The organism is Paenarthrobacter sp. NCHU4564 (assembly GCF_052156435.1).
Classification (GTDB): domain Bacteria; phylum Actinomycetota; class Actinomycetes; order Actinomycetales; family Micrococcaceae; genus Arthrobacter.
In genome coordinates, this window is the sequence record NZ_JBQLIS010000008.1 from 49,718 (window position 1) to 72,321 (window position 22,604).

The window sequence follows — 22,604 nt, forward strand, 5'->3', positions numbered from 1 at the left end:
TGTCATGGCATGCCGAAGCCTCCCGTGATCCCCTTGTCAGTCCTCGACCTCAGCCCGGTCTCCGCCAACCAGAGCTCCGGCGATGCCCTGCGCAGCACTCTCGCCTTGGCTGTCGCCTCCGAGGCAGCGGGCTATTCGCGGTACTGGCTCGCCGAACACCACCTCAACGACGGTGTTGCAGGATCGGCGCCGCATGTGCTGGCAGGACTCGTGGCATCGGCAACGAAGACCATCCGGGTTGGCACGGCAGCCACACTCCTGGGCAACTACCGGCCACTGCAGATCGCGGAGAGCATCGGCACCCTGGCAGCGGTGTTCCCTGACCGCCTGGATCTTGGCTTTGGCCGTTCCGGGCCGCCCAAATCCCCGGGCGAACCGGCCCCGGGCCAACCCTCACCTTCTGTAGACCAGGAGCCGGAGGAACGCGTCGTGGAGGGGCTGGTGGTCCCCGCTCCCCGCCCGATCTTTGGCGCCGTCCTTCCCCGGAAGTTCCGGCTGCAAAGTGAACTCCTGGGCCGGTTCCCCGGAGACACGGACAATTTCGAGAACGACGTCCAGGACATCATCGGCTTCTTCACGGGCGACTATCGGACCAGGCACGGCGAGGAAGTCACCGCCACCCCCGCTTTGGGCCAGTCCCCGCAGTTTTGGGTCCACGGCTCCACGGCAGGTCCCAGCGCGAGGCTCGCAGGGAAGTTGGGCCTGCCGTTCGGCGCCAACTACCACGTGGCTCCCGCGACGGTGCTGGACTCCATCGCCGAGTACCGTGCCCACTTCAAGCCCTCGGAATCGCTGCAGGAACCGCACGTGATTGTCTCCGCCGATGTCCTGGTTGCGCCCGACGAATACAGTGCCCGCCGCATTGGCCGCGGGTATGCCCAATGGGTCCACGGCATCCGCAGCGGACAGGGCGCCATCCCCTACCCCGCACCGGAGGACGCCGCTGACTTCGCACTGGACCCGGAAGCAGCCGACTTGGTCAAGGACCGCCTGGACACCCGGTTCGTGGGCGACCCGCATCAGGTCAGCGACGGATTACGCACCCTCCAGCGCGCCACCGGGGCCCAGGAACTGCTCATCACCACCATTGCCCACGACCCTGCCGACCGCGAGAACTCCTACCAGCTGCTCGCCGAGGCCTGGGGCCTCTGAACCTGTCAATCACCAAACAAGGAGCACCATGACTGTACAAAGCACGGAAACCCAGGAAGACGCCCAGCTCATCACCGCAGAGGAAGCCGCTGCGCTGATCGAGGACGGCGTCCTGTTGATCGACGTCCGCAGCGAAGGCGGCCGTGCCAGCACAGGCGCAGTCCCCGGCGCCGTAGTAGTAAACCGCGAGCATGTGGAAGAGGACTTCGCGCCGCACTCGCCGCACCGCCTTGCACAGGTCACCGGCACCGATCAGAAGATCGTGGTCTTCTGCGGTTCCGTGAACGGATCCCGGCCTGTCGCGGAGAAGCTCAAGGCGCTGGGCTACGGCAACGCCGTGCATGTCGACGGCGGCTTCCCGGCCCTCCGCGACGCAGGCGTCCCCACCACCGGACCCACCGCGCCTCCGGCTGAATCTGCCTAGGCGTCCGCGGGTTCGGTGACGTCCGAGCGGCGGGTTCCTCCCGCCGTCGGGCCCTCTGCCACCGGTTCCACCGCAGCAGGTGCCAGTGCCGCCGTCGTGACTTCCGTTATGGAAACCACGACGGCGGCACTTGCGTTGCCGGGGCTGCGCGCCTCGCGGAGCCAGTCGAGTCCGCCGGCCACCAGCGCGGCGCCCAACAGGATGCAGCACAGGACAATGCCCTGATGGAAGGCTTCCTTGGCTGCTTGGCCGGTGACGGCTCCGTGGGCCTGAAGGAACATGCCTGCAGCCGCAGCTGAACAGAGCGCGGCAGCAAAACGCTGGCTGAGCTGGTAGAAACCGGCGGCCACGCCGGCAGCTCCGGCGGGAGCGTGACCCAGAGTCAGCGTCTGGTTGGGAGCCACCACCAGACCTGTCGCAATCCCCTGGAGGAGCCCGACGGCGGCGACCGCCAGTGCCGCGGTGGCGGCGTCGAAGTGTTGGACGAACAGGTCCTTGGCTGCCAGGGTGGCCAGGCTCGCAAGAAGGGCGACGACGATCCCGGCTCGTTTGTAGCGGGCAAGGTACCGCCAGCTGAAGGTGGATGCCAGGAGCATGCCGGCAGCCTGCGGGGCGAGGATCGCTGCCGCCGCGAGGGGTGCCATTCCCGTGCCGGAAAGGAAATGGAAGGAGGTCACGGCCGCCATGCCCGCGCCGACGCCGAACTGGCATAGGGCAACCACGGTTCCGAGTGCGTATCCTTTGGACGTAGCAAGGGCGGAGCTGAGCAAGGGTGTTTTGCCGCGGCGATGGTAGAGCACCTCCCAACCCGCGAACGCCAGGAGGGCGGCTGCGCCGACGGCCAGCGAAGTCACCGCCACTATTCCTGCTCCATAGATCGTAGGGATGAGGGACGCCACCACCACACTGCCCAGGAGCAGTGCGCCGAGGATGTCTACGGACGTTTTCCCGGGTTCCCGGCGGGCGGTGGGGCGCGGCAGCAGCGCGAAGGCAAGCGGCACCAGGACCAGGACCAGCGGGACGTTGGCCAGGAACAGGATGCGCCACGCGATGGACGGATCCCCCAGCGAAAGAACCAGTCCGCCGATGAGCGGGCCGCAAACCGCCGCCGAACCACCTGCGGCAGCATAGGCACCGAGCGCCTTGGCGCGCTCGTGCCCGGAGTACACGTCCTGCAGCAACCCGAGGACCTGGGGGTTCAGCGTTCCGGCTCCCAGTCCTTGGAGCAGCCGGGCCACGATGACCCAGGATGGTTCCGTGGCAAGCCCGCCGAGCAGGCTCGATGCTCCGAACACGGAAATTCCGGCAATGAAGAGGGTGCGGCGGCCGACGATATCCCCGAGCCTGCCCGCCGGGACCAACGCCACTCCGAAGGCCAGCGAGTAGGCGGCGAGGATCCATTGGACCGATCCCGAATCGGCATTGAGTGAGCTGGACATGGCCGGGACTGCGAGGACAAACACCGATTGATCCAACAGTGTGATGAATCCGGCGCCCAGGCAAAGCCACAGTGCGGACCGTTTGGCGTTTGTACCCATGCTGGTGACTCTAGGCTCAGGTGGTGGGCGGCCGGACATCATGGGTCACCCGGTTAAGGGGCGTGAATCAGGGTTACTTTCGTTGACCTGCTGTGACTCCCGGCCGCATCCTCTCTCACAAAACCACCCCTCCCGCCGCATCCTCTCTTAGTGAAGCATTGGCGGGAGCTGGACATGACGGCCTGGAGGTTCGCCTCCTGTCGAAGGAACCGATAGGAACGGTAGATCGGTGAGAGAGGAACCGGCAAAAACGGTCATTAGGTGAGAGAGGATCCGGAGGGGGCGGGGGCCAGGCGGGTGCGGGCGGCGGCCTGCGCGGCGCGGAGGGCTGCGGGAGCCACACCGCGCTCCCTGTGCGCCACCTCCTGCTTCAGCTGCGGGATCACGTGCCGGCCGAACTCGATGGCATCCGGGACGAAGTCGTAGCCACGCAGGCCGAAGATCTCAAAGCCGAGGTCGTGGTAGTCGAGGATCGCCTGGGTGACGGTGTCGTAGCTGCCGACCAACGCCGTCGCGCTTCCTCCTCCGCCACCAGCCGCTTTGGCGAGTGCCGTCCACAAGGCGCGGTCGTGAAGATCCCCGCGTTCGGCGGCTGCCAAAAGCCGCTGGGTTCCCGCAGCCTCCGGCTTCACGGCGTAGTGCCGGACAGGATCGATGACTTCGCCGGCGGACCGGCGCGATTCAAACGTAACAAGAATGGACCGCGCCTTCTCCCACGCCAACTCATCCGTCGCGGCAACGATGGGCCGGAACGCTATTTGCCACCGAAGCGGCGACGTACGGCCCAAAGCTGCGGCCCGCGCAACGATCTGCTGCTGCTGCGAGGCCGCATCTGCCAACGGTTCTCCGAACAGGGCATAGATGTCGGCCTCCGCGGCGCCCACCGACCACGCGGCCTCGGATGACCCGCCAAAGGAAATACCAGGACGCTTCCCGGCAAATGGGCCCAGCCCGGAGGCAAACCCTTCGAACCGGTAATGCGGTCCGTCCCAGCTGAAGGTATCGCCCGACCAGGCCCGTCGGACAATCTGCAGGTACTCCTGCGTCCGGCCATAGCGGGCATCCTTCGCCAGGAAATCACCTTCCCGTGCCTGGTCCGTCTGGCTTCCGCCCGTGATGAAGTGCACGGTCAGCCGACCCTTCGCAATGTGGTCGAGGGTCAGGAAGGACCGGGCCGCGAAGGTGGGATGCGAAACGTTGGGCCGGTGTGCCAACCGCAGCTGAATCCGTTCGGTGTTGGCCGCAACCCACGTGGCGTGGACGGCTGGGTCCTGGGTTGCCGAGTTGTAGGCAAACAGCACATGGTCCCAGTTGTTGTCCTCGTGGATCCGCGCAATCTTCACAGCATAGGAAGGGTCGAAGAAGGGCGTGGTGGCCGGCGAGGTCTCCGTGGAATCGTTGCCGGCGCCCATGCCGAGGAATTCGATAGGCATAAGAAAATCTCCAGAAGACGTTAGCGGCGGAGGATGCGCTGGGCCAGGAAGTTGCCGAGCAACTGCGCGGCCTGGACCATCACGATGATGATGAGCACTGTGACCAGCGTGACCTCCCAGTTGAACTGCTGGTAGCCGTACATGATGGCGAAGTTACCCAAGCCACCGCCGCCGATGTACCCGGCCATCGCGGACATGTCCACGATCGCGATGATCATGAACGTATAGCCCAGGATGAGCGGGGCCAGGGACTCGGGAATCACCACGGCCCACAGGATGTGCAGGCGGCTGTCGCCCATGGCCCGGGCAGCTTCCACCACGCCCGGGTCGGACGCCACCAGGTTCTGCTCCACCACCCGCCCGATCACGACGCCGGCCATCAGCGCCATGGGCAGGATCGCCGCAGTGGTGCCGATGGTTGTGCCCATGATGATCAGCGTCAAAGGCGCAATCGCCGTGATGAAGATGATGAACGGAATGGGCCTGATGATGTTCACCAGGAAATTGAGCACGGAAAACACGGCCTTGTTGGCAAACAGGTTCCCGGGCCGCGTGGCGTAAAGGGTAACCCCGAGAGCGAGCCCGGCCAGCCCGCTGAGCAGCACGGTGATGACCACCATGTAGATGGTCTGCTGGAAGGATTCGCCCAGGACGGGCAGGAGGGTGGTCCAGTCGGTGGTCATGCTTTCTCTCCAACAGTGGCCAGGTTCGGTACGGCAGTTTCGGCGGGCACGGCCTGTTGCTCCACGGCAGCCAGTTGACGTTCGACGGCGGTGACGTCACCCAGTTCGGCGAGCGCCGCGTCAATCGATGCGTCGCTCCCAGTCAGTTCATAGGTGAGCGTGCCCAGGATGCGGTTCTGGATTTCGGTGACGCCGCCGAAGACCACGCTGGAGCCGACGCCGTGGCGCTCAAATGTGGCAGCGACCAAGGGAGTGGGCGCGGCTTCGGAGATCCCCACGGACACCAACAACCCCGGGTGCGCCGCGGAGAGCCGGCTGACGGTATCCGGCTCGGGAGTGCCGTGGACCGCGGTGGACACAAATCGCTGGGTGGAGCCGGTCCGGGGATCGGCGAAGACCGAATACGTGGGGCCGGTTTCCACCACACGCCCGGATTCCATCATCACCACGGTGTCGCAGATTTCGCGGACCACGTTCATCTCGTGGGTAATGACCACCACGGTGGTGCCGAGTTCCTTGTTGATGCGGCGCAGCAGGCGCAGGACGTCGCGCGTGGTTTCAGGGTCCAGGGCGCTCGTGGCTTCGTCCGCCAGGAGGATGTCCGGGGCGTTGGCCAACGCGCGGGCGATACCCACCCGTTGCTGCTGCCCGCCTGAAAGGCGCCGCGGATAGGTGCCTGCCTTGTCGGCGATGCCCACGAATTCCAGGAGTTCCTCCACGCGGGGGCGGATCTTCTCCTTGGGCCAGCCGGCAACTTTCAAGGGGTAGGCCACGTTGCCGAACACGGTGCGGGACTTGAGCAGGTTGAACTGCTGGAAGATCATTCCGATCCCGGACCGGACCGTCCGCAACTGGCTCTCCGGCAAAGACGAGATGTCCTGCCCTTTGACGATGACTTGCCCCTCGGTGGGACGTTCCAGTCCGTTGAGCAGCCGCACCAGCGTCGACTTCCCGGCGCCGGAGTAACCAACGATCCCGACGACCGTTCCTTCTTCAATGTCCAGGGTGACGGAGTCGACGGCGCGCACCGGAGCGGCGCCCTTGTTCACGGTCCGGCCTGCGGGGACCGGGAATTGTTTACTGACTCCGCGCAGGGAGACGATGGCGCTCACCGGAGCCTCCTTCGGGTGGTGTTGATGCTTTGCGGAAGGCCCATTCCAACAGCGACTCCACTCCCGGATCGAACCCCGTGACCCCCTGTGACCTGCGGTTTCTTTCCTTGACGGCGGGTTTCGCACTGTTGCGAACGCGTTCGTCCCCCACCGCGGAACTTCCCTAGCGTGAGGCGTGGGGGATACCCCGTACCTGTCATTCGCATCAACACCTTTGTACGGAGAAGCATCATGAAGAACCGCCTGTTAGTCGCCGCCGTCGGCCTCGTCGCCGCCTTGTCGTTGTCCGCATGCGGGGGTGCTGCCGGAGGGGCTTCCAACGCCGGGAACACCAAGGTGGTCATCGGCGTGGACGACGGTGCGGAGGAGCACTGGACCATCCTGAAGAACAAGCTCAAGGACCAGGGCGTCGACTTGGAGGTCAAGAACTTCACCGATGGTGCGCAGATCAACACGGCCACGCAGCAGGGCCAGGTGGATATCAACCTGTTCCAGCACCTCAAGTACTTGTCCCAGTTCAACGTAAACAGCAACGGCTCGTTGGTTCCTGTTGGCGCTACTGCTGTCTACCCGCTGGCGCTTTACTCGGAGAAGTACAAGTCCGTCAGCGAGCTTCCGGCCGACGCAGAGGTTGCCATCCCGAACAACCCCACCAACCAGGCCAGGGCGCTGCTGAACCTGCAGACCGCCGGTCTGCTGCAACTCAAGGATGGTGGCAACTCGCTCTCCACCCCGGCGGAAATCACCTCCAGCAAGATCAAGGTTGTCCCCGTGGACAGCAACCAGACCGTCAACGCCCTCAAAGGCACCACGGAAGCCGCCGTCGTCAATAACACGCAGGCCCAGAAGGGCGGCCTGGGCGACGACAAGATCATCTTCAAGGAGGATCTGGACTCGGAGTCCTTGGCTCCGTACATCAACGGCTTCGTGGTGAAGGCTGACCGCAAGGACGACCCCACGTGGAAGAAGATCGTGGATGCTTACCACACACCTGAAGTCGAGGCCTCGGTGACCAAGCTCAACGACGGCAACCTGAAATTCAAGGCGGATTGGAGCGCTGCCAAGCTGCAGGAAGTCCTGACCGCCGAAGAAGCAGCCATCAAGAAGACCAAGTAGTTGCCTGGGGGCGGTCCGCTGCGCCACACAGCCGGCTGCCCCCGGCCATTCCACACCACCCGGGAACACCAATGAACCAGCACCTGGCACGCGAACGCCGGCAGATCCATTTCTTCGCCTACCTTGTAGGGACGGGCATCCACCTGGCGTCATGGCGCCACGATTCGGCGTTCCCGCAAGCCAGCATCGATTTCGCCCACCAGGTGAAACTGGCCAGGACAGCCGAGGATGCCAGGTTGGATGCCATCTTCCTGGGCGATTCCCTGGCCATTGACGAAACCAGCAATCCGGGCATCCTCAACCGTTTCGACCCCATCGGACTGGTCACGGCCCTGGGTGCGGTGACGGACAGGATCGGCCTGATCGCGACGTCCTCAACGTCCTATGACCAGCCCTACAACTTTGCGAGGGCTGCCCTCACCGCGGACCATATCAGCGGCGGGCGGGTTGGCTGGAACATCGTCACCACCCGCGACCTGACCAACAGCACCGCGGGAAACTTCGGTGCGCAGAAGCACCTCGACCACAGCCTGCGATACCGGCGGGCCGAGGAATTCGTGGAAGTCACGCAGGGTTTGTGGAATTCCTGGGACCAGACCGCGTTCGTCTATGACAAGGCACAGGGGACGTTCTTCGACCGCCGCAAGCTCAACCGGCTCAACCATGACGGCGAATTCTTCCAAGTCGCCGGACCGCTGAACATTGCTCCTTCACCGCAGCACTCCCCCTTGCTGGCACAGGCCGGCACATCAGGTCCGGGCCAGCAGCTCGGCGCCCGGTTTGCCAACGCCCTCTTTGCCAGCCACCCGGACATCCCGCAGGCCCGTCGATACCGCGACTCCGTCAGGGCACAGGCTGCGGCATTCGGCCGGAACCCGGACGAACTGTACGTCTACCAGGCCATCTCCCCCGTGGTCGCGGACAGCCAAGAGGAAGCCCTGGAGCGCATCCGCGAACTGGACGGCCTGATCACCGACCAGCAGGTGCTGGATTTCCTCCAGGAGTACTTCGCGGCCCCCGTCCAGGAAGGCACGGTCGACTTCACCCGTCTGGGCGCGGATGCCACGGTGGCCCAGGCCGGTATCCCCCGCATCACCAACCCTCGCTCGGATTTCCGTTCTGCCGGCGAACAAATCCGGGGCCGCGAGGACGAGGTGACCCTCAAGGACCTCTACTCGATCCTCACCGGCGATAAACGGAACAACGACTTCATCGGCACTCCGGAGCACGTTGCGGAGTCCTTGGAAAGATGGCATGCCGCGGGAGCTGCCGACGGCTTCAACCTGATGTTTTCCCTCCTCCCCCAGGACCTTGAACACTTCGCAAAGAGTGTCATTCCGATCCTCCAGGAACGCGGCCTCGCCCGCACCGAATACGCCGGCACCACCCTCAAATCCCACCTCGGCCTGGAACCACTGCCCAGCCGCGTCCCAGCGGAGGTGCGGTGACCGCCGTCGTGCGGACCGCCGTCGTCGAAAGGACCAAGATGACCACCCAAGCAACCGCCGCCACCGGCACCTACCTGATCCGCGAGGCCCGCCACGAAGAATACGACGCCGTGGGGCGGCTGACGTACGAAGGCTTCGGCCACCACCTGCCCGGCGCCCATCAGCCCGACGGCGAGCGCCTGAACCTGCTGCTCGACGCGGCGGCCCGTGCGAACGAAGGCGTCTTGCTGGTAGCTGAAGACACGGCGACAGGTCGGCTGGTGGGTACGGCAAGCCTGTTGCCCTACGGTTCCTCCCTGAGCCGGCAGGCGCAAGAAGGCGAAGCGGAACTCAGGCTCCTCGCAGTCCTGCCCGAAACCCGCCGCACCGGCCTTGGCCAGCGGTTGATGGACGAAGCCGCGAGGCTCGCCACCGCCCAGGGTGCCAAACGCGTGGTGCTGGACACCGCCGTCGACAATGAACCGTCGCAACGCCTGTACCGGCGGCTCGGTTATGTCCGGCGGCCCGAGCGGGAGAAGCCGCGCCCTGCACCGAAGGTGCAGCTGGTGGTCTATACCCTGGACCTCGGATAGGCGTTGGGGAGCACTGCCGGTACCTGTAAAGGCGGTCCCTCCCGTTCCGCCGCCGGGTAGCGTTCAGTTGAAGGGACAAACCATGAAAGGAACATCATGACCACTTGGCTCATCACTGGCTGCTCCACCGGACTTGGCCGCGCGCTGGCGCAGGCTGTCCTCGGCAGGGGCCATAACGCGGTCGTAACCGCCCGCAACACCGGCAGTTTGCAGGACCTGACCGCTGAATTCCCGACGACGGCACTCGCCCTGGCGCTCGACGTCACGGAACCGGCCCAGGTGGAGAATGCGGTGAGGCAGGCCGAAGAACGGTTCGGTGGCGTGGATGTGCTGGTGAACAATGCCGGTTACGGCTACCGCGCCGCCATTGAGGAGGGCGACGACGCCGACATCCGCGCACTGTTCGACACCAACGTGTTTGGTCCCGTTGCCCTGATCAAGGCCGCCCTTCCCGGCATGCGTTCCCGCCGCTCGGGCGCCATTGTGAACATCTCCTCGATCGGGGCCCGCATCTGCCCACCAGGCTCGGGGTATTACTCGGCCACCAAGGCTGCACTGGAAGGCATCTCCGGGTCGTTGCAGAAGGAACTGGCCCCGCTGGGGATCACCGTCACTGCCGTGGAACCCGGTGGTTTCCGGACCGACTTCGCGGGAAGGTCGCTGACCCAGTCAGCCCAAGCCATTGACGATTACGCGGACACGGCCGGCAAACGCCGCAAGGAGAACGACACGGTCCACGGCACCCAGCCAGGTGACCCCCGCAAGGCAGCTCAGGCGATCATCCAGGCCGTCGAAGCCCCCGACACTCCGTCATTCCTGCTCCTGGGAGCGGATGCCGTCAGGGCGTACGAGGCGGTGGACCAAGCGGTGCGGTCTGAAGTTGACCGTTGGCGGGACATCAGCACCGCCACAGGTTACACAGAGTAAAGAGCAGCGTGTAATCGGTCACACTTGTGCCGATTCGCTTGTCATCCGGGGCTGTCAGCATGAACCATGAATGAGGGAATCCGTTCCCATACAAGCTGAATCAGCAACCTCACCGACGAGGATGCGGCCCCGGGCGAAGAGGCTTGGGGCTGTCAAACAGCCTGAGTGAAAGTACTGACAATGACGACACATACTGACTCCATCACGCTGAAGATCTGGGACCAGGCGTCCATCGACCACACCATCGATGCCGCCATCCGTGACCTCACACCCCGCGCAACTGCAGAAAACTGCGGAATCGCCGTGACCATGAGCGGACCGAAAACCTTCACCGTCAGCCTGAGCCGCTAAGCAGCCCGGACCAAACACAACAAGAGGACGACGCCGGTACCACCCGGCGTCGTCCTCTTGCTTTAAGTGCCCATCGCCAGAGGTCCGGGGCACCGGATCAGGGTGCGGGTTATCGGATGGGAATCTGGCGTGTCGAACGTTTAAAGGCGCAGCGAGGCACTATTGTTCCGCTTCCAAAAAACATGACGTGGAATGGGAAAAATTGCGGGAAAGCTTGAGGATTTCTTGATCCTTTGCGCGGTCGTTTCTTGTGTTGGCCTTGGAAATCTAAGGGTGTCAGCTCACCGGGACAACCACGGAAAGGACCGCCATGCGCACGCAAACCCTGCAGCCACCAGCAGCGGACACCTCCGTCAAGACCCGCCGCGCCGCCCACCGGGCTGCCGGCGGAGTGGTCACCGTCCTGGTACCCGCACACAACGAATCCGCAGGTATCACCGACACCCTGGTTTCCCTCAACAACCAGACCCGCCGGCCGGACCGCGTGATCGTTGTCGCTGACAACTGCACCGACGATACGGAGATCCTCGCGCTTGCCCAGGGCGCCGAGGTGATCCGGACCGTTGGGAACAAGGACAAGAAGGCAGGCGCGCTGAACTTCGCGCTCAGCGCGCTCCTGCCGGATGCCGATCCCGAAGACCTGATCCTGGTCCAGGACGCCGACTCCCAACTGGCCCTGGACTTCATCGAGAACGCAACGGCCAACCTGCTCAAGGACGACATGCTCGGGGCAGTGGGCGGCGTGTTCAGTGGCGGTCCCGGCGGCGGATTCGTTGGACACCTCCAACGCAACGAATACGCCCGCTATGCCCGCGACGTGAAGCGCCTCCACGGGAGGTGCCTGGTGGTTACCGGCACCGCGGCCCTGTTCCGGGCGAAGACGCTTCGCGATGTCGTAGCGGCCCGCTTGGAAGGAACCCTGCCTCCGGGCAACGGCAACGGCGGCGTCTATGACACCTCTGTCCTGACCGAAGACAACGAGTTGTCCTTCGCGCTGCTCACTCTTGGCTACCGCATCGCTTCCCCGGCCAACTGCACCCTGGTCACGGAGGTCATGCCCACGTGGCGTGAACTCTGGGCGCAGCGCCTCCGCTGGAAGCGCGGTGCCGTGGAAAACTGCGTGCAGTACGGCTGGACCAGCGTCACCAGGGCCTATTGGGGACGGCAGTTCCTGTCCATGATCGGTGTGCTGGTAACCGTTGCGTACCTCGGCTCGATCATCTACTCCATCACCTCCGGAACGGGCCTGCACCTGCAGCCCTTCTGGGTCGCCGTAACCGGCATCTTCATTGTGGAACGCATCGTTACTGTGCGTTACCGGGGCTGGAGGTACATGCTTCTGGCCGCCACCATGTACGAAACCGTCATCGACGTCTTCCTGCAGGCCGTTCATGCAAAGGCCTACCTGGATGCAGCATTCAATCGAAAGAAAGTTTGGTAAAGCACCCGTGTACAACAACCCAGCAGCACCCGCCGCCGGAGCTTTCGCAGGAGCCACAGGTTCCGGAGCCCTCGCCATGACGGGAGCTGGTGACCTCTTCTGGTTTGCGCTGGCAGCGTTCGCAATGCTTGCCCTCGGTATGGCCGTCAAGCGGATCGTTCCCGTCCGGGCGCAGAAAGACTGATCCACGGTCCGGTCACAAAGCCCAACAGGCCCGCGGTTGCGTCAAACCATCCCCCAACGCGACGCACCGCGGGCCTGTTGTTTGTCCTTCAGTTCCTAGGGAACTATCGCCGTGTTGGCCGAGAACTTGGCCAAGGTGGTGTAGCCGGGCTTGGTTCCCGTCACGCGGACACGCAGAGTGTCACCCTGGTCCAACGCCACTATGGTGTACGTTTTGGCCGTTGCCCCGGTGATCGCCACGCCCGAACGGTACCACTGGTAGCTCAACGTGGTGCCGGAGGTCCAGGTACCGGGGTTGGCAGTCAGGACCGAGCCGACAGCCAAGGTTCCCGAGACCGTAGGTGTGGGTCCTGCCAAAGTGCCGGCCACGACCGTTGCCGTGGGTGCCGATTCCTTGGTGGTTGTGGCGTAGCCGCTCTTGGTTCCCGTGACCTTCACCGTGATCTGTGTGCCTTGGTCAGCTGCTGCCAGGACGTACTTGGAGGCTGTTGCCCCCGCAATAGCGGCGCCGTTCCGGAACCACTGGTACGTCAAGGACGTTCCGCTGGTCCAGGTTCCCGGGTTGGCCGTCAACGTGGAACCGACAGCGGCTGTGCCCGTCACGGTCGGTGTGGGGGCGGTCAGCGGGATTCCCGGAACGAAGGAGAAGTCGCGGATCGTCACCGATTCAGGAGCAACATGGGCTGGATCTCCGCCGCCACCGCCGGTAACCCAGAGGTTGAAGTGGATCTGCTCCTTGGCCGGCACGGGCACTGTTGACCCCTGCAGGACCGTTCGTTTGAGCAGCGTTCCCGTTGCATTAACCCCGGCAAATGTTTCGAACGTGATCTTGCCGGGCTCCCACACCATACGGTGGGTCAGGATCGGCGCATTGGTGGTGTCGAAGTTGATGGTGTTGTTCCCCTGCCCCGGAGGTTTGGTGGCGTCGAACCAGTAACCGTGGCCCTGCACCACCGGCCAGTCCTCACCGTAGGCAGCTCCTCCACCCCAGGCGGACGCTTCACAGAGATCAATCTCCGTGTATCCCGGGTAGGCGTTGGGGTCGTAGGTGAACAGGCAGCCCCACACCACTTCCTTCTGGAGTGCACTGACGTCCTTCTCCACCGTGGTGCTGTAGGTTCCGTAGCCGAAGCCCTCACGCGTCGACTGGAACTCTGCCCCTACGGGAGCTGAACCGGTGGGATTGCTGATGGACAGCTTCACGTAGCCGTTGGCGTCCGGGCCACTGACGTTATTGGGGTCCCACGTGCCGTTGTACATGGGGGCTCCGCCCCAGAACCGCTTCTGCCAGTTGAACCCTTCCCAGAAAAAACTTCCCACGGGTCCGGGATCTTCAAGCACGGCCGCTTTCTTGGCCGCTTGTGACGGCCCTACCCCTGCAAACATTGAGAGGCCCACCGCCAGGACGACGGCGAGCCCCATGATTCTTCTTCCGTGTGGAAGGTGCCTCCTTGACCACGACATAGCTGTACCTCCATTTGATGCGCCCAGAGACGTCCCCGGCGCACACCGGGGACCGCAACAGGTCCCATCCCCACAGGGAACCTGCAACTCCTTGATTATGAGATAGACAGCAGGCTGTCGGAAGCCAAAACATGCATGTAATTCGCACGTTTCGCCATCAATTGGATAACGATGCCGCAACGGGGAGTAGCCTGTTCCTTGTCAGCCACGTTCATGAGTCACCCGCCACGAGGAGTCACCATCGCCATCCGCAGCGCAGGGATTCTCCTGTACAGACGGGAATCCTCCGGGGATCTTGACCTGTGGATTGCCCACATGGGTGGGCCATTCTGGGCGCGGAAAGACCTGCACGCCTGGTCCATCCCCAAGGGTGAGTATCTGGAGGACGAGGACCCCCTGGCCGCCGCCAAGCGTGAATTCACCGAAGAGATCGGCACACCACCGCCCGACGTGGAGTACCACCCGTTGGGCGTGTTCCGGCAGCCTTCCGGGAAGCTCATCACGGCCTACGCCGCAGAGGCCGGCACATTCCAGCCTGCCCAGGTGGTGAGCAACACGTTCCCCATGGAATGGCCCAAGGGTTCAGGGTCCATCCAGGAGTTCCCGGAAATCGACGACGCGCGCTGGTTCCCGGAAGCCGTTGCCCGCACCAAACTCGTGAAGGGGCAGCTGTCCATTGTTGACGCGTTGGTGGGGTACGTGCGCGCCGGATGACCAGGTTCCGGTGTCGTGGTTCACCGTACTTGTGGATAACGGCATGACGCACGTAAGCAAGCGTAAAGGCAGATGCTAGTGTCACCTTGATGCGCGTGAGCCTTCACCTACGTGTTTAAAAACTACGGAGTTGATGCAAAGGTGACCGACAATGATCTTCGGTCTGAGATAGCCACTGATGTCAGTCACCCACGCCCCGCACGGGTCCACCCGCAAGCAAACAACCCTTAGCCGGCCCCATGGATGAGCAGCAGTTTCAGGAATTACTGAGCAGGGTCATTGAGGCAGTGCAGGACCTCAAACCTCATGAAGCACAGGCTTGGCAGGTCTGGGGAGCCTTCGGTTCATATGCAACACTGGCGGCCGCAGTGGTCGCATTTTTCATCGGCTGGTGGACCATCAAGCAGAAGCGCGAGGCAGACGCGCGCGCCGAGTGGTGGCGCCGCACACAATGGGCCTTGGAAGCGACTGCTTCCGCTAACGATGTACTGAATTCATACGGAGCCGGAATGCTTGACCTGTTGGCCAGGAGCGAACTTGCCGACGTGAAAGATAAGGAACTTCTCGACGCTGTGTGGGAAGTCACGGACACCGGGATGCAAGACGATAACATTGAAGAACTCCTCAAAGAGGCAGCCAACCTTGGAGGCCTCGACAAGGAAGAAGAAGGGGTCGTCCGCAGTTTCTACATCATGGACGGGCACCCTGTAGCAGGAGACAATGGAGCCAAGATCGAGCGGGAGGGGGCAGATGGACCAGCAGAAGTTTAGCGACAAGGCACACAAGGACCAGGTGTTCAGGAAACTGCGACGCGAAATCCTTGCTGCCCGACTCAAGGTGACACTTGACGAGCAGCTGAAGCGCCCGACGTCGCCCACCGTCAAAAAGCTATCCGAGATGAAGCTGCCCGCCATCATCAGGCCTGTTGACGTCCCCGGGGTGGGCGCAACCAAAGCTGGCAGGCCCCGCACCAGCGGAAAGGTCCACTACTCGGCGAAGACGCAATCCAAGCCTTCACGACATCTGGCCAGCTAAGCGCCGCTTCCTCGCAATAAAATCCCGGATCCAGTCGATCGTCTCCGGACGGTCCAGATGCAGGCCGTGGCCCGCGCCGGGAACCCGCACCAGTACCGAGCCCGGAATGTGCTGCCGAAGCAGTATGCCGTTCCGGAGCGGTGTCAGGGGATCGTCCGTACCGTGCAGGATCAGGCTGGGGGCCTTGATGGAGCCGAGTTCACTCCAGGAATCATGCTCGCGGCTGGCCTGGAAGTGCCGGGCTTTGGCCCAGGCCGAGGCACGGGACGTGAAGAATGTGTGGACGGCATCCGGATTGCGGCGCGCCCACTCCTCCTCAAAGAACAGCGGGATCAAGCGCTCCAAGTCTCCGCTGACCAGCGCTTCGAGCGCAGCCGCGTCAGCGTGCGTCCCGGGGTCGTCGCAGCGTCCACCGCTTGTCGCGGCCAGAACCAGGGTGCGGACCTTTTCCGGAAAATCGACCGCCAACCACTGTCCAATCCGCCCGCCCATGGAATGCCCGTACACGTGAGCCGAGGAAACACCGGCGGCATCCAGGACAGCAACAGCGTCTGCGGCCAGTAGACGCGTCGTGTAGCGATTGGCCTGGCCCCGGCCACTGCTGCCGATCCCCCGGTGATCGAAGCGGATGACGCGGTAAAAGCGGGCCAGCAGTTCCGCCGTCGGGCCCCAACCGTCCATGGCCGTGGCCTGCCCGGCGATGAGCAGCAGCGGTTCGCCGGCTCCCTGGGCAACCCAGGCCAGTTCGGTGCCGTCCGGGGCCACAGCAAAGTTCACCGTGCCACTGTACCTGCGCCGCAGCCCCGTCCTGCAAAGAGGCGTCACACCGGCACTGCCCTCCGAGGTCCGATGTCGAAGCCGGGACCACCTGGGACGGAGTCAATCAGGCGACGGGTGTAGGGGTGTTGTGGGTTGCCGTAGACGGCGTCGACGTCTCCGGATTCAACAACCTCACCGTGGAACAGCACCAGGATGTTATCGCTGACGTGGTGCACAACGTCGAGGTCGTGGGAAATGAAGGCCATGGTCAAGTCCAGTTCCTTGCGCAGCCTGCCAATCAGGTTAAGGATCTCCGCTTGGACAGAGAGATCCAAGGCGGAGGTGATCTCGTCGGCGATGATGAGCTTCGGCTCGACTGCCAGGGCACGCGCGATGGCGATGCGTTGCCGCTGTCCCCCGGAGAATTCGTGCGGGTAGCGCTCGGCAACGTCCGGGTCCAAACGGATGGTCGAAAGCCAGTAGGAGATCTTCTCCCGGTGTTCCCTGGGGTTGGCCCGCGAGGGATCGATGGCCTCAGCGAGCGTCTGGCCGATCGTGCGCCGCGGATTCAATGAAGAATACGGGTCCTGCGGAACCATCTGGACGAGACGTCGCATGCGGCGGCGCTCGGCTCCGGACATCTTCATGACATCCCGGCCTTCAAACGAAATCACACCGCTGCTCGGCTTGACCAGGCCGACGATGGCTTTGGCCATGGTGGATTTCCCCGACCCGGACTCCCCCACGATCCCCAAGGTCTTCCCGGCCTGGATGCTCGCATTGACGCCCTTCAGGACGGTGGCTGCGGATCGACCGGAGCCAAACGTCACACGGACATCGTTCACTTCAAGAACGGCAGTCACTTCGCGGTCTCCTCGGTCTTGGTCGTACCGCGGTCGGCGGCCGAATCGTCGTCAAAAACTTCATCCATGGAAAAGTCCGAAGCCTGCACCGTGACCAGCTCAGCCCGCCGCTCAGCAATGGACGGTGTCGCTGCCAGGAGTGCCTTGGTGTACGGGTGCTTGACCTTCCCGGCAGCCAGTTCCTCACCCGTAAGGCGTTCGAGGATCTTGCCGCCGTTCATGACGATGACCTTGTCGCACAGCGCCTGGACCACACCAATGTCATGCGAGATGAACAGCATGGCGGTGCCCATCTCGCGGTTGATGGTGCGGAATTGCCGGAGCACGTCGGCCTGGACAGTGACATCCAAGGCGGTGGTGGGCTCGTCCGCGATGATCAGGCGCGGATCCGTGACCAAGGTGGAGGCGATCATTGCCCTCTGGAGCATGCCACCGGACAGCTCGTGCGGGTGCTGTTTCATGCGCTTCTCCGGCTGGGTGATCCGGATATCGGCAAGGGCCTTGACCATGCGGCCGAACGCGGTCTTGCCGGATTGACCCAGGTGGACCCGGCTGACTTCCGTCAGCTGCGAGCCGATGCGCAGGGCCGGATTGAAGCTGGTCCCGGGGTCCTGGTAGACGAGGCCGATCGAGGTTGCCAGTTCGCGCGGGTTGTTCTTCTTGAGCAGGTCCATCTCTCCCAGGCGCATGGTCCTGGCGTTCACTCCGAGTTCTTCGGGCAAGAGACCGGCAATGGACATGGCCGTCAGCGACTTCCCCGACCCGGACTCCCCCACAAGCCCTACCACTTCGCCCGCATGGATGCTGAGCGAGACTCCTTTCACCAAGGGAAGTCCCGACGGCGTGGTGACGGTGAGGTTGTCCACCTCAACGAGCGCTTCGGCGTCTGCACGCAAAGAGGCAGGAACCTCCGATGCCTTCCGGAGGCTGCCGAACTTTCGTCCACCCCGGGGGTCGGTTGCGGCAGCGAGTCCGTCGCCGATGAGCATCGCGGACAGCCCGGTGATGGTGATCATGATGGACGGCATCACGGCCTGCAGGGGTTGCGAGTAGATGTTGACCAGGGCCTCGTTGAGGAGCCGGCCGAAGTCATACTCGGGGTTCTGCACGCCAAGGCCGATGAAGGACAGGCTGGAGAGGTCGATCAGGGTGGTGGCAAACACCGTGGCCGTGAGGACCAGGAGAGGTTCGGCCATGTTCGGCAGCAGGTGCCGGGTGATGATGTGCGGGCCGGGAACGCCCAGCAGCCGGGCCGTGGAAACGTAGTTCCGCTGCGAGATCGACGCAGCCATGTTCGCCGTCAACCTCGCAAAGGCAGGAATGCTTGCGATGGAAATCGCAAGCACGGCAGACCACGTGCCCTGGCCCAGGATCGCCGCGATCAGCAGCGAGAAGATGAGGCTTGGGTACGCCACTGCGGCTTCGATGACCCGCAGCACTGCCGTACGGATGCGTCGCGGTGCCAACCATACGGCAGTACCAACGGCAATACCGGCGACGACGGCGATCACCGTGGTTGCCGCGGTCATCAGCAACGTCAGTCGAGCGGCAACCAGGGAACGTGCAAGGACGTCCCGGCCGAAGTCGTCTGTGCCGAGCCAGTGCTCAGGGCTGGGTCCCTGAGAGGCGTTTGGAGTGAGCTTCTCCGCAGCGTCGGTGAGGAACATCGGCGCGATGAGTGCTGTGAGGACCATGATAGACATCAAAACGATGCCGACGATCAGGCCGGTAGTCCAACGGAACCGGCGGCGGGGACGGGCTGTCTCAGCCATTGGATTTTCCTCCGAGCGTACGGGGATCGATGAGGCCGAGGATGACATCGACCAGCAGGTTGAGCACGATGGCCAGGAAGCCAAGAACCAGGATGATGCCTTGGATCACCGGGTAGTCCTTGTTCACGATGGCAGTGACGATCTCGCGGCCCAGGCCCGGCCAGTTGAAGACGTTTTCCACGATGATCGCGCCGCCCAGCATGCCGGCCAGGATGAGTCCGGCCAAGGTGAGTGCGGTGGTCAGCAGGTTGGGCAGGGCGTGGCGGGCATAGAGGCGCAATGCCGGCAGGCGCCAACCGCGGCCGGTGCGCAAGTAGTCCTGTTCCAGCACGGTGGAAGTCTCCCGACGGACCACGCGGGCGATCGAGCAGATGGGCGCGATGGAGAGACCGATCACCGGCAGGATCAGCGAGCTCAGTGATGCCGCTCCGGCTGCGGGGAGGACCTTGAGGATGATGGCGAAGACCACCACCAGCATGGTGGAGACAACATACTGCGGGACGGCCTGGAAGAAACCGGTCAGCATCCCGAAGGACACGTCCAGCCACTTCTTCCGGCCACCCCGGGTCAGGATGCCCACGATCATGCCGGCCGGCACGGAGACCAGCAGCACCAGAATGATGCCCAAGAGTGCGATCTCCGCGGTGAAGGGCAGCTTGGTGGCGATGATCTGTGACACCGACGTGCTGTAAGCGAACGATTCACCGAGATCGCCGGTAAAGAGGCCGCCGACGTAGTTGATGAACTGGATGTAGAGGGGATCGTTGAGGCCAAGGCTGTTGCGGATGGCTTCGATCTGTTCGGTGGTGGCGTCCGCTCCTGCCACTGCCACTGCCGGGTCGCCCGGGATGAGCGGAACCATGAAGAAGGTCACGACGACGAGCAGGGCGACGGAGAGAAGGACACCGCCGGCGCGGCGAAGGGCATAATCGGCCCAGGGTGAGAGGCTCAGGGCCCGGCCCCGGGGGCCTGTGGCCCCCGGGGTTTGGCTCTCGAGGATCTGTACTTCCTTGGAGAGCATGGTTGGTTCAGTCATCGTGGAGCCTTTGCCTACTTGGTGATGCGCATGGTGGCGTAGTCGACGATCCCGGACGGAGCCTGGATGGAGAATCCGGAACGCTGGGCGACGATCTGCGGTTCACCGACGAACGGAACAATGTCGTTGTCGCTGAGGATGCTCTTCTGGGCCTTGGTGTAGGCGTCGCAACGGGCTGATTCATCAGTGGCGGACTGGGCGGTGGCGATCTCTGCGAGGATGTCGGCGTTTTCGCCGCCACCGATGTTGCGGCCACCCTTTTCCGTGGGAACACCGGCAATACGGGTCAATGAGGCTGCCACGGTGCCAACGAAGTTGGCGTCGCCCTGTACGGTCAGGTCCCACGTCTCGGGCTTGGTCTGGGTCATGGTGGCCCAGGTGCCGTTGTCTACCAGCTGCAGTTCCACCGTTGCCCCTGCAGCGCGGAGGGCTTCCTGGACATAGGTGCTGCCTGCGCCGTTCGGACCGATGCTGGTGGTTCCCACCATCTTGAAGGTCTTCCCCGAAAGTACTGCCTTGGCCGCGGCAGCGTCTTCCTTGGTGAGGCTGGAGTTATCCGGGAGGACGCATGGCACGGTCGGCGCCACGATCGAGTTGTAGGTGATGCCCTTGCCTGCGTAGGCAGCTGAGTTGAACGCCTGCTGGTTCATCAGCTGGGCAACTGCCTTGCGGAGTGCGGGGTCGGTGAAGGGGCTGCCTTCACGCTGGTTGAACAAGAGGAAGATACCGGCAAAGGGCACAGATGTGACGGTGTAGTCCTTGTTGCCTTCGAAACGCTGGACATCGGCCGGGGCGATGTCCGAGACGTCCATTTCGCCGGTGAGGAGTTGATTGGCCACGGTGGTCTTGTTGACTCCGGGGAAGAAACGGACGGTCTTGGCCGGTACACCTTCCAAGGCCTTGGAGTACTGCGGCCACGCCTTGTAGTCCTCGCGAAGCGTCATGTCGTAGCTGACGCCGTGGCTTGCCTTGGTCAGGGTGTAAGGACCGGAAAAGGCACCCTTGACGGCGCCCTTCGCGAGGCCCTCCAGGTCGGCAAGACCGGCTGGGCAGATGATGCCGGTCTGGGCCAGGGTCAGGCCGCCGATGAGCTCGGACCATGGCTGGGCGAGTTTGATGTCCACCGTGCCTGCTGCGTCGTCGCCGGTAATGGTGGGCTGTCCCGGGCCAAAGACCAGCTTGCCGAAGTTGTTCTTGGTGGCAGGGTCCGCGAAGTAGCTGAGGGACTTGGCCACGATGGTGGGAGTGATGGGGGTGCCGTCCGCACACGTCGCGTCCTTACGGATGGTCAGCGTGGCATCGGTGGCAGTGGACTTCCACTCGCTGGCGAGCCCGCCAATGAACTTACCGTCGGCATCCCGTCGGACCACGGTGTCAAACAGGAAACGGGCAACCTCGTAGTCGTCCTTGGCGTTGGCCTTGGCAGCATTGAAAGTAGTGGGATCTGCGTTGAGGGCGGTCCGGATGGTGTCCGTGGACATGGCACCGCCCGTGCTTGCGCCCGCCGATCCCTGGCCTCCGGTGGTGCAACCGGTCAAGAGGAACGCGGCGGCAGTTACTGCGGCCGCAGTGGCCATGAACGTGGAACGTCCTTGCATAAGGGGTGAACCTCCTGGTCGCCTTCGGGAGACCATGGCGGGGCGGATGCGAACGAACCCAGCCGGCTGCTTCCCAAAGGATTTGAAGTGCGATAACTTTCGCGAATGAGAAGAGATTCACACATTGATCGGGTGAAGTCAACGGTTTCTTGTGAGTTCCCCCACAGGAGACGTGCGCCACGCCGAGGTTTTACAGGCCGGAAACATCGAGGGCTTGACGGACTCGGAAAAAAACGCGAAACTTTTCTCATATGTGATTGGCGTCTCAGCATCGCCGTCTCATCCGACTCCCGGACCAACCCAAAGGTGGAACACATGGCAACGACTCTTGAGCTCACAGTCCGCAAGGCACAGTGGACCCGTCCGCCGCGGGATCTGGTCCGCGCCTTCGAAGCCTTCCCCGTGGCCAACATCGGCGACGCCATGGAACGCCTCGGCCTGGTCGATGGCAACATCAACCCTGTGTGGACCGGCGCCAAGTGCGTCGGATCAGCCCTCACCGTCCTGGGTGCAGCAGGCGACAACGCAGCCGTCATCGAGTCCCTCAACTACATCGAGCCCGGCGATGTTGTGGTGATCAACGGCTTCGGCCACGAGCACCGCGCACTCGTCGGCGAGCAGCTCTCCCAGCGCTTCGAGGCCGCCGGTGCAACCGGGGCGATCATCGACGGCTACATCCGTGACCGCGCCACCATCACCGAGATCAAGTTCCCGGTCTTCGCACGTGGCACCACCCCCGCCGGCCCGTTCAAGAACGGTCCGGGCGTCATCGGCGAGCCGGTAGCCATCGGCGGCATTGTGTGCTCCTCCGGTGACATCGTCGCCGCAGACGATGACGGCGTCGTCATCATCCCCCAGGCCCGCGCCGCGGAAATCCTGGAGCTGGTCAAGGCTGTCGCGGTCCACGAGGCCGAAATGACCGCCGAGATTACCCGCGAATACAGCTAACCCCTTCTCCCCTCCCCAACAGCGGGACCTAAACT

The 22,604-nt window shown here is 63.6% G+C and carries 23 protein-coding genes; 13 read left to right on the forward strand and 10 right to left on the reverse strand.

Going from position 1 to position 22,604, the window contains the following annotated elements; genetic code table 11:
* The first annotated feature begins 9 nt into the window (after positions 1-9).
* Positions 10-1,152 (forward strand): LLM class flavin-dependent oxidoreductase, encoded by a 1,143-nt coding sequence (locus tag ACSVIE_RS10375; protein WP_442423751.1) that lies wholly within the window; start codon positions 10-12, stop codon positions 1,150-1,152.
* Positions 1,153-1,180: 28 nt separating this feature from the next.
* Positions 1,181-1,576, forward strand: coding sequence for a rhodanese-like domain-containing protein (locus tag ACSVIE_RS10380; RefSeq protein WP_426004048.1), 396 nt, complete (start codon positions 1,181-1,183; stop codon positions 1,574-1,576).
* Here ACSVIE_RS10380 and ACSVIE_RS10385 read toward each other — a convergent pair.
* From ACSVIE_RS10385 to ACSVIE_RS10400, 4 genes are all read right to left on the reverse strand, one after another.
* Positions 1,573-3,114 (reverse strand): MFS transporter, encoded by a 1,542-nt coding sequence (locus tag ACSVIE_RS10385; protein WP_442423752.1) that lies wholly within the window; start codon positions 3,112-3,114, stop codon positions 1,573-1,575. The two genes, ACSVIE_RS10380 and ACSVIE_RS10385, sit on opposite strands and share 4 nt — an antisense overlap.
* A 257-nt stretch (positions 3,115-3,371) precedes the next feature.
* Entirely contained in the window at positions 3,372-4,547 is a 1,176-nt protein-coding gene (locus tag ACSVIE_RS10390; RefSeq protein WP_442423753.1) for an LLM class flavin-dependent oxidoreductase, read from the reverse strand.
* Positions 4,548-4,567: 20 nt separating this feature from the next.
* Complete coding sequence (locus tag ACSVIE_RS10395; RefSeq protein ID WP_387820297.1) at positions 4,568-5,230, reverse strand: methionine ABC transporter permease; 663 nt, start codon at positions 5,228-5,230, stop codon at positions 4,568-4,570.
* Positions 5,227-6,342 (reverse strand): methionine ABC transporter ATP-binding protein, encoded by a 1,116-nt coding sequence (locus ACSVIE_RS10400; RefSeq protein ID WP_442423754.1) that lies wholly within the window; start codon positions 6,340-6,342, stop codon positions 5,227-5,229. The genes ACSVIE_RS10395 and ACSVIE_RS10400 overlap by 4 nt, the downstream gene beginning before the upstream one ends.
* A 231-nt stretch (positions 6,343-6,573) precedes the next feature.
* On the opposite strand from ACSVIE_RS10400, the gene ACSVIE_RS10405 reads away from it, so the two are divergent.
* The 7 genes from ACSVIE_RS10405 (at position 6,574) to ACSVIE_RS10435 (ending at position 12,381) form a co-directional block, all read left to right on the forward strand.
* The gene (locus tag ACSVIE_RS10405) at positions 6,574-7,458 is read left to right on the forward strand and encodes a MetQ/NlpA family ABC transporter substrate-binding protein (protein ID WP_442423755.1); all 885 of its coding nucleotides are present in this window, start codon (positions 6,574-6,576) and stop codon (positions 7,456-7,458) included.
* 71 nt (positions 7,459-7,529) lie between these two features.
* A complete protein-coding gene (locus tag ACSVIE_RS10410; protein WP_442423756.1) occupies positions 7,530-8,906 on the forward strand; it encodes an LLM class flavin-dependent oxidoreductase in 1,377 nt (458 codons plus the stop codon).
* A 38-nt stretch (positions 8,907-8,944) separates the two neighbouring features.
* Complete coding sequence (locus ACSVIE_RS10415; protein WP_442423757.1) at positions 8,945-9,478, forward strand: GNAT family N-acetyltransferase; 534 nt, start codon at positions 8,945-8,947, stop codon at positions 9,476-9,478.
* A gap of 96 nt (positions 9,479-9,574) precedes the next feature.
* Entirely contained in the window at positions 9,575-10,405 is an 831-nt protein-coding gene (locus ACSVIE_RS10420; RefSeq protein WP_442423758.1) for an oxidoreductase, read from the forward strand.
* 180 nt (positions 10,406-10,585) lie between these two features.
* The gene (locus ACSVIE_RS10425; RefSeq protein WP_426004062.1) at positions 10,586-10,756 is read left to right on the forward strand and encodes a hypothetical protein; all 171 of its coding nucleotides are present in this window, start codon (positions 10,586-10,588) and stop codon (positions 10,754-10,756) included.
* Positions 10,757-11,066: 310 nt separating this feature from the next.
* Positions 11,067-12,197, forward strand: a complete 1,131-nt coding sequence (locus tag ACSVIE_RS10430) for a glycosyltransferase family 2 protein (RefSeq protein WP_442423759.1) — start codon at positions 11,067-11,069, stop codon at positions 12,195-12,197.
* Between the two features lie 7 nt (positions 12,198-12,204).
* Entirely contained in the window at positions 12,205-12,381 is a 177-nt protein-coding gene (locus ACSVIE_RS10435) for a hypothetical protein (protein ID WP_426004065.1), read from the forward strand.
* A 95-nt stretch (positions 12,382-12,476) separates the two neighbouring features.
* Here ACSVIE_RS10435 and ACSVIE_RS10440 read toward each other — a convergent pair whose 3' ends face one another.
* Positions 12,477-13,802 carry a hypothetical protein gene (locus ACSVIE_RS10440; RefSeq protein ID WP_442423760.1) on the reverse strand — a complete coding sequence of 442 codons (1,326 nt, stop codon included), beginning with the start codon at positions 13,800-13,802 and terminating at the stop codon, positions 12,477-12,479.
* A gap of 282 nt (positions 13,803-14,084) precedes the next feature.
* On the opposite strand from ACSVIE_RS10440, the gene ACSVIE_RS10445 reads away from it, so the two are divergent.
* The 3 genes from ACSVIE_RS10445 to ACSVIE_RS10455 all read left to right on the forward strand — a co-directional run bounded on the left by ACSVIE_RS10445 (position 14,085) and on the right by ACSVIE_RS10455 (position 15,593).
* Positions 14,085-14,558, forward strand: a complete 474-nt coding sequence (locus ACSVIE_RS10445) for an NUDIX domain-containing protein (RefSeq protein ID WP_442423840.1) — start codon at positions 14,085-14,087, stop codon at positions 14,556-14,558.
* Positions 14,559-14,797: 239 nt separating this feature from the next.
* Positions 14,798-15,328 (forward strand): hypothetical protein, encoded by a 531-nt coding sequence (locus ACSVIE_RS10450; RefSeq protein ID WP_426004067.1) that lies wholly within the window; start codon positions 14,798-14,800, stop codon positions 15,326-15,328.
* Positions 15,309-15,593 (forward strand): hypothetical protein, encoded by a 285-nt coding sequence (locus ACSVIE_RS10455; protein ID WP_426004068.1) that lies wholly within the window; start codon positions 15,309-15,311, stop codon positions 15,591-15,593. Before ACSVIE_RS10450 ends, ACSVIE_RS10455 begins: the two co-directional genes overlap by 20 nt.
* Here the strand turns inward: ACSVIE_RS10455 and ACSVIE_RS10460 are convergent.
* From ACSVIE_RS10460 to ACSVIE_RS10480, 5 genes are read right to left on the reverse strand one after another with little or no spacing between them, the layout of a single operon-like run.
* Complete coding sequence (locus ACSVIE_RS10460) at positions 15,573-16,370, reverse strand: alpha/beta fold hydrolase (RefSeq protein ID WP_442423761.1); 798 nt, start codon at positions 16,368-16,370, stop codon at positions 15,573-15,575. The two genes, ACSVIE_RS10455 and ACSVIE_RS10460, sit on opposite strands and share 21 nt — an antisense overlap.
* Positions 16,371-16,414: 44 nt before the next feature.
* A complete protein-coding gene (locus ACSVIE_RS10465; protein WP_426004070.1) occupies positions 16,415-17,215 on the reverse strand; it encodes an ATP-binding cassette domain-containing protein in 801 nt (266 codons plus the stop codon).
* A complete protein-coding gene (locus tag ACSVIE_RS10470; RefSeq protein WP_426004072.1) occupies positions 17,212-18,987 on the reverse strand; it encodes a dipeptide/oligopeptide/nickel ABC transporter permease/ATP-binding protein in 1,776 nt (591 codons plus the stop codon). The genes ACSVIE_RS10465 and ACSVIE_RS10470 overlap by 4 nt, the downstream gene beginning before the upstream one ends.
* Positions 18,980-20,023, reverse strand: a complete 1,044-nt coding sequence (locus ACSVIE_RS10475; RefSeq protein WP_426004073.1) for an ABC transporter permease — start codon at positions 20,021-20,023, stop codon at positions 18,980-18,982. The genes ACSVIE_RS10470 and ACSVIE_RS10475 overlap by 8 nt, the downstream gene beginning before the upstream one ends.
* A 14-nt stretch (positions 20,024-20,037) precedes the next feature.
* Positions 20,038-21,600, reverse strand: coding sequence for an ABC transporter substrate-binding protein (locus tag ACSVIE_RS10480; RefSeq protein WP_442423762.1), 1,563 nt, complete (start codon positions 21,598-21,600; stop codon positions 20,038-20,040).
* A 336-nt stretch (positions 21,601-21,936) separates the two neighbouring features.
* Between ACSVIE_RS10480 and ACSVIE_RS10485 the strand changes: the two genes are divergently transcribed.
* Positions 21,937-22,569: an RraA family protein gene (locus ACSVIE_RS10485; RefSeq protein ID WP_442423763.1), complete on the forward strand. Its 633-nt coding sequence runs from the start codon at positions 21,937-21,939 to the stop codon at positions 22,567-22,569.
* Positions 22,570-22,604 lie beyond the last annotated feature (35 nt).

What these genes read in the sequence shown, in the direction of transcription:
- ACSVIE_RS10375 (WP_442423751.1), top strand. Translation starts at nt 10, where the DNA reads ATGCCGAAGCCTCCCGTGATCCCCTTGTCAGTCCTCGACCTCAGCCCG.
- ACSVIE_RS10380 (WP_426004048.1), top strand. Translation starts at nt 1,181, where the DNA reads ATGACTGTACAAAGCACGGAAACCCAGGAAGACGCCCAGCTCATCACC.
- ACSVIE_RS10385 (WP_442423752.1), bottom strand. Translation starts at nt 3,114, where the DNA reads ATGGGTACAAACGCCAAACGGTCCGCACTGTGGCTTTGCCTGGGCGCC.
- ACSVIE_RS10390 (WP_442423753.1), bottom strand. Translation starts at nt 4,547, where the DNA reads ATGCCTATCGAATTCCTCGGCATGGGCGCCGGCAACGATTCCACGGAG.
- ACSVIE_RS10395 (WP_387820297.1), bottom strand. Translation starts at nt 5,230, where the DNA reads ATGACCACCGACTGGACCACCCTCCTGCCCGTCCTGGGCGAATCCTTC.
- ACSVIE_RS10405 (WP_442423755.1), top strand. Translation starts at nt 6,574, where the DNA reads ATGAAGAACCGCCTGTTAGTCGCCGCCGTCGGCCTCGTCGCCGCCTTG.
- ACSVIE_RS10410 (WP_442423756.1), top strand. Translation starts at nt 7,530, where the DNA reads ATGAACCAGCACCTGGCACGCGAACGCCGGCAGATCCATTTCTTCGCC.
- ACSVIE_RS10415 (WP_442423757.1), top strand. Translation starts at nt 8,945, where the DNA reads ATGACCACCCAAGCAACCGCCGCCACCGGCACCTACCTGATCCGCGAG.
- ACSVIE_RS10420 (WP_442423758.1), top strand. Translation starts at nt 9,575, where the DNA reads ATGACCACTTGGCTCATCACTGGCTGCTCCACCGGACTTGGCCGCGCG.
- ACSVIE_RS10425 (WP_426004062.1), top strand. Translation starts at nt 10,586, where the DNA reads ATGACGACACATACTGACTCCATCACGCTGAAGATCTGGGACCAGGCG.
- ACSVIE_RS10430 (WP_442423759.1), top strand. Translation starts at nt 11,067, where the DNA reads ATGCGCACGCAAACCCTGCAGCCACCAGCAGCGGACACCTCCGTCAAG.
- ACSVIE_RS10440 (WP_442423760.1), bottom strand. Translation starts at nt 13,802, where the DNA reads ATGGGGCTCGCCGTCGTCCTGGCGGTGGGCCTCTCAATGTTTGCAGGG.
- ACSVIE_RS10450 (WP_426004067.1), top strand. Translation starts at nt 14,798, where the DNA reads ATGGATGAGCAGCAGTTTCAGGAATTACTGAGCAGGGTCATTGAGGCA.
- ACSVIE_RS10455 (WP_426004068.1), top strand. Translation starts at nt 15,309, where the DNA reads ATGGACCAGCAGAAGTTTAGCGACAAGGCACACAAGGACCAGGTGTTC.
- ACSVIE_RS10470 (WP_426004072.1), bottom strand. Translation starts at nt 18,987, where the DNA reads ATGGCTGAGACAGCCCGTCCCCGCCGCCGGTTCCGTTGGACTACCGGC.
- ACSVIE_RS10475 (WP_426004073.1), bottom strand. Translation starts at nt 20,023, where the DNA reads ATGACTGAACCAACCATGCTCTCCAAGGAAGTACAGATCCTCGAGAGC.
- ACSVIE_RS10480 (WP_442423762.1), bottom strand. Translation starts at nt 21,600, where the DNA reads ATGGCCACTGCGGCCGCAGTAACTGCCGCCGCGTTCCTCTTGACCGGT.
- ACSVIE_RS10485 (WP_442423763.1), top strand. Translation starts at nt 21,937, where the DNA reads ATGGCAACGACTCTTGAGCTCACAGTCCGCAAGGCACAGTGGACCCGT.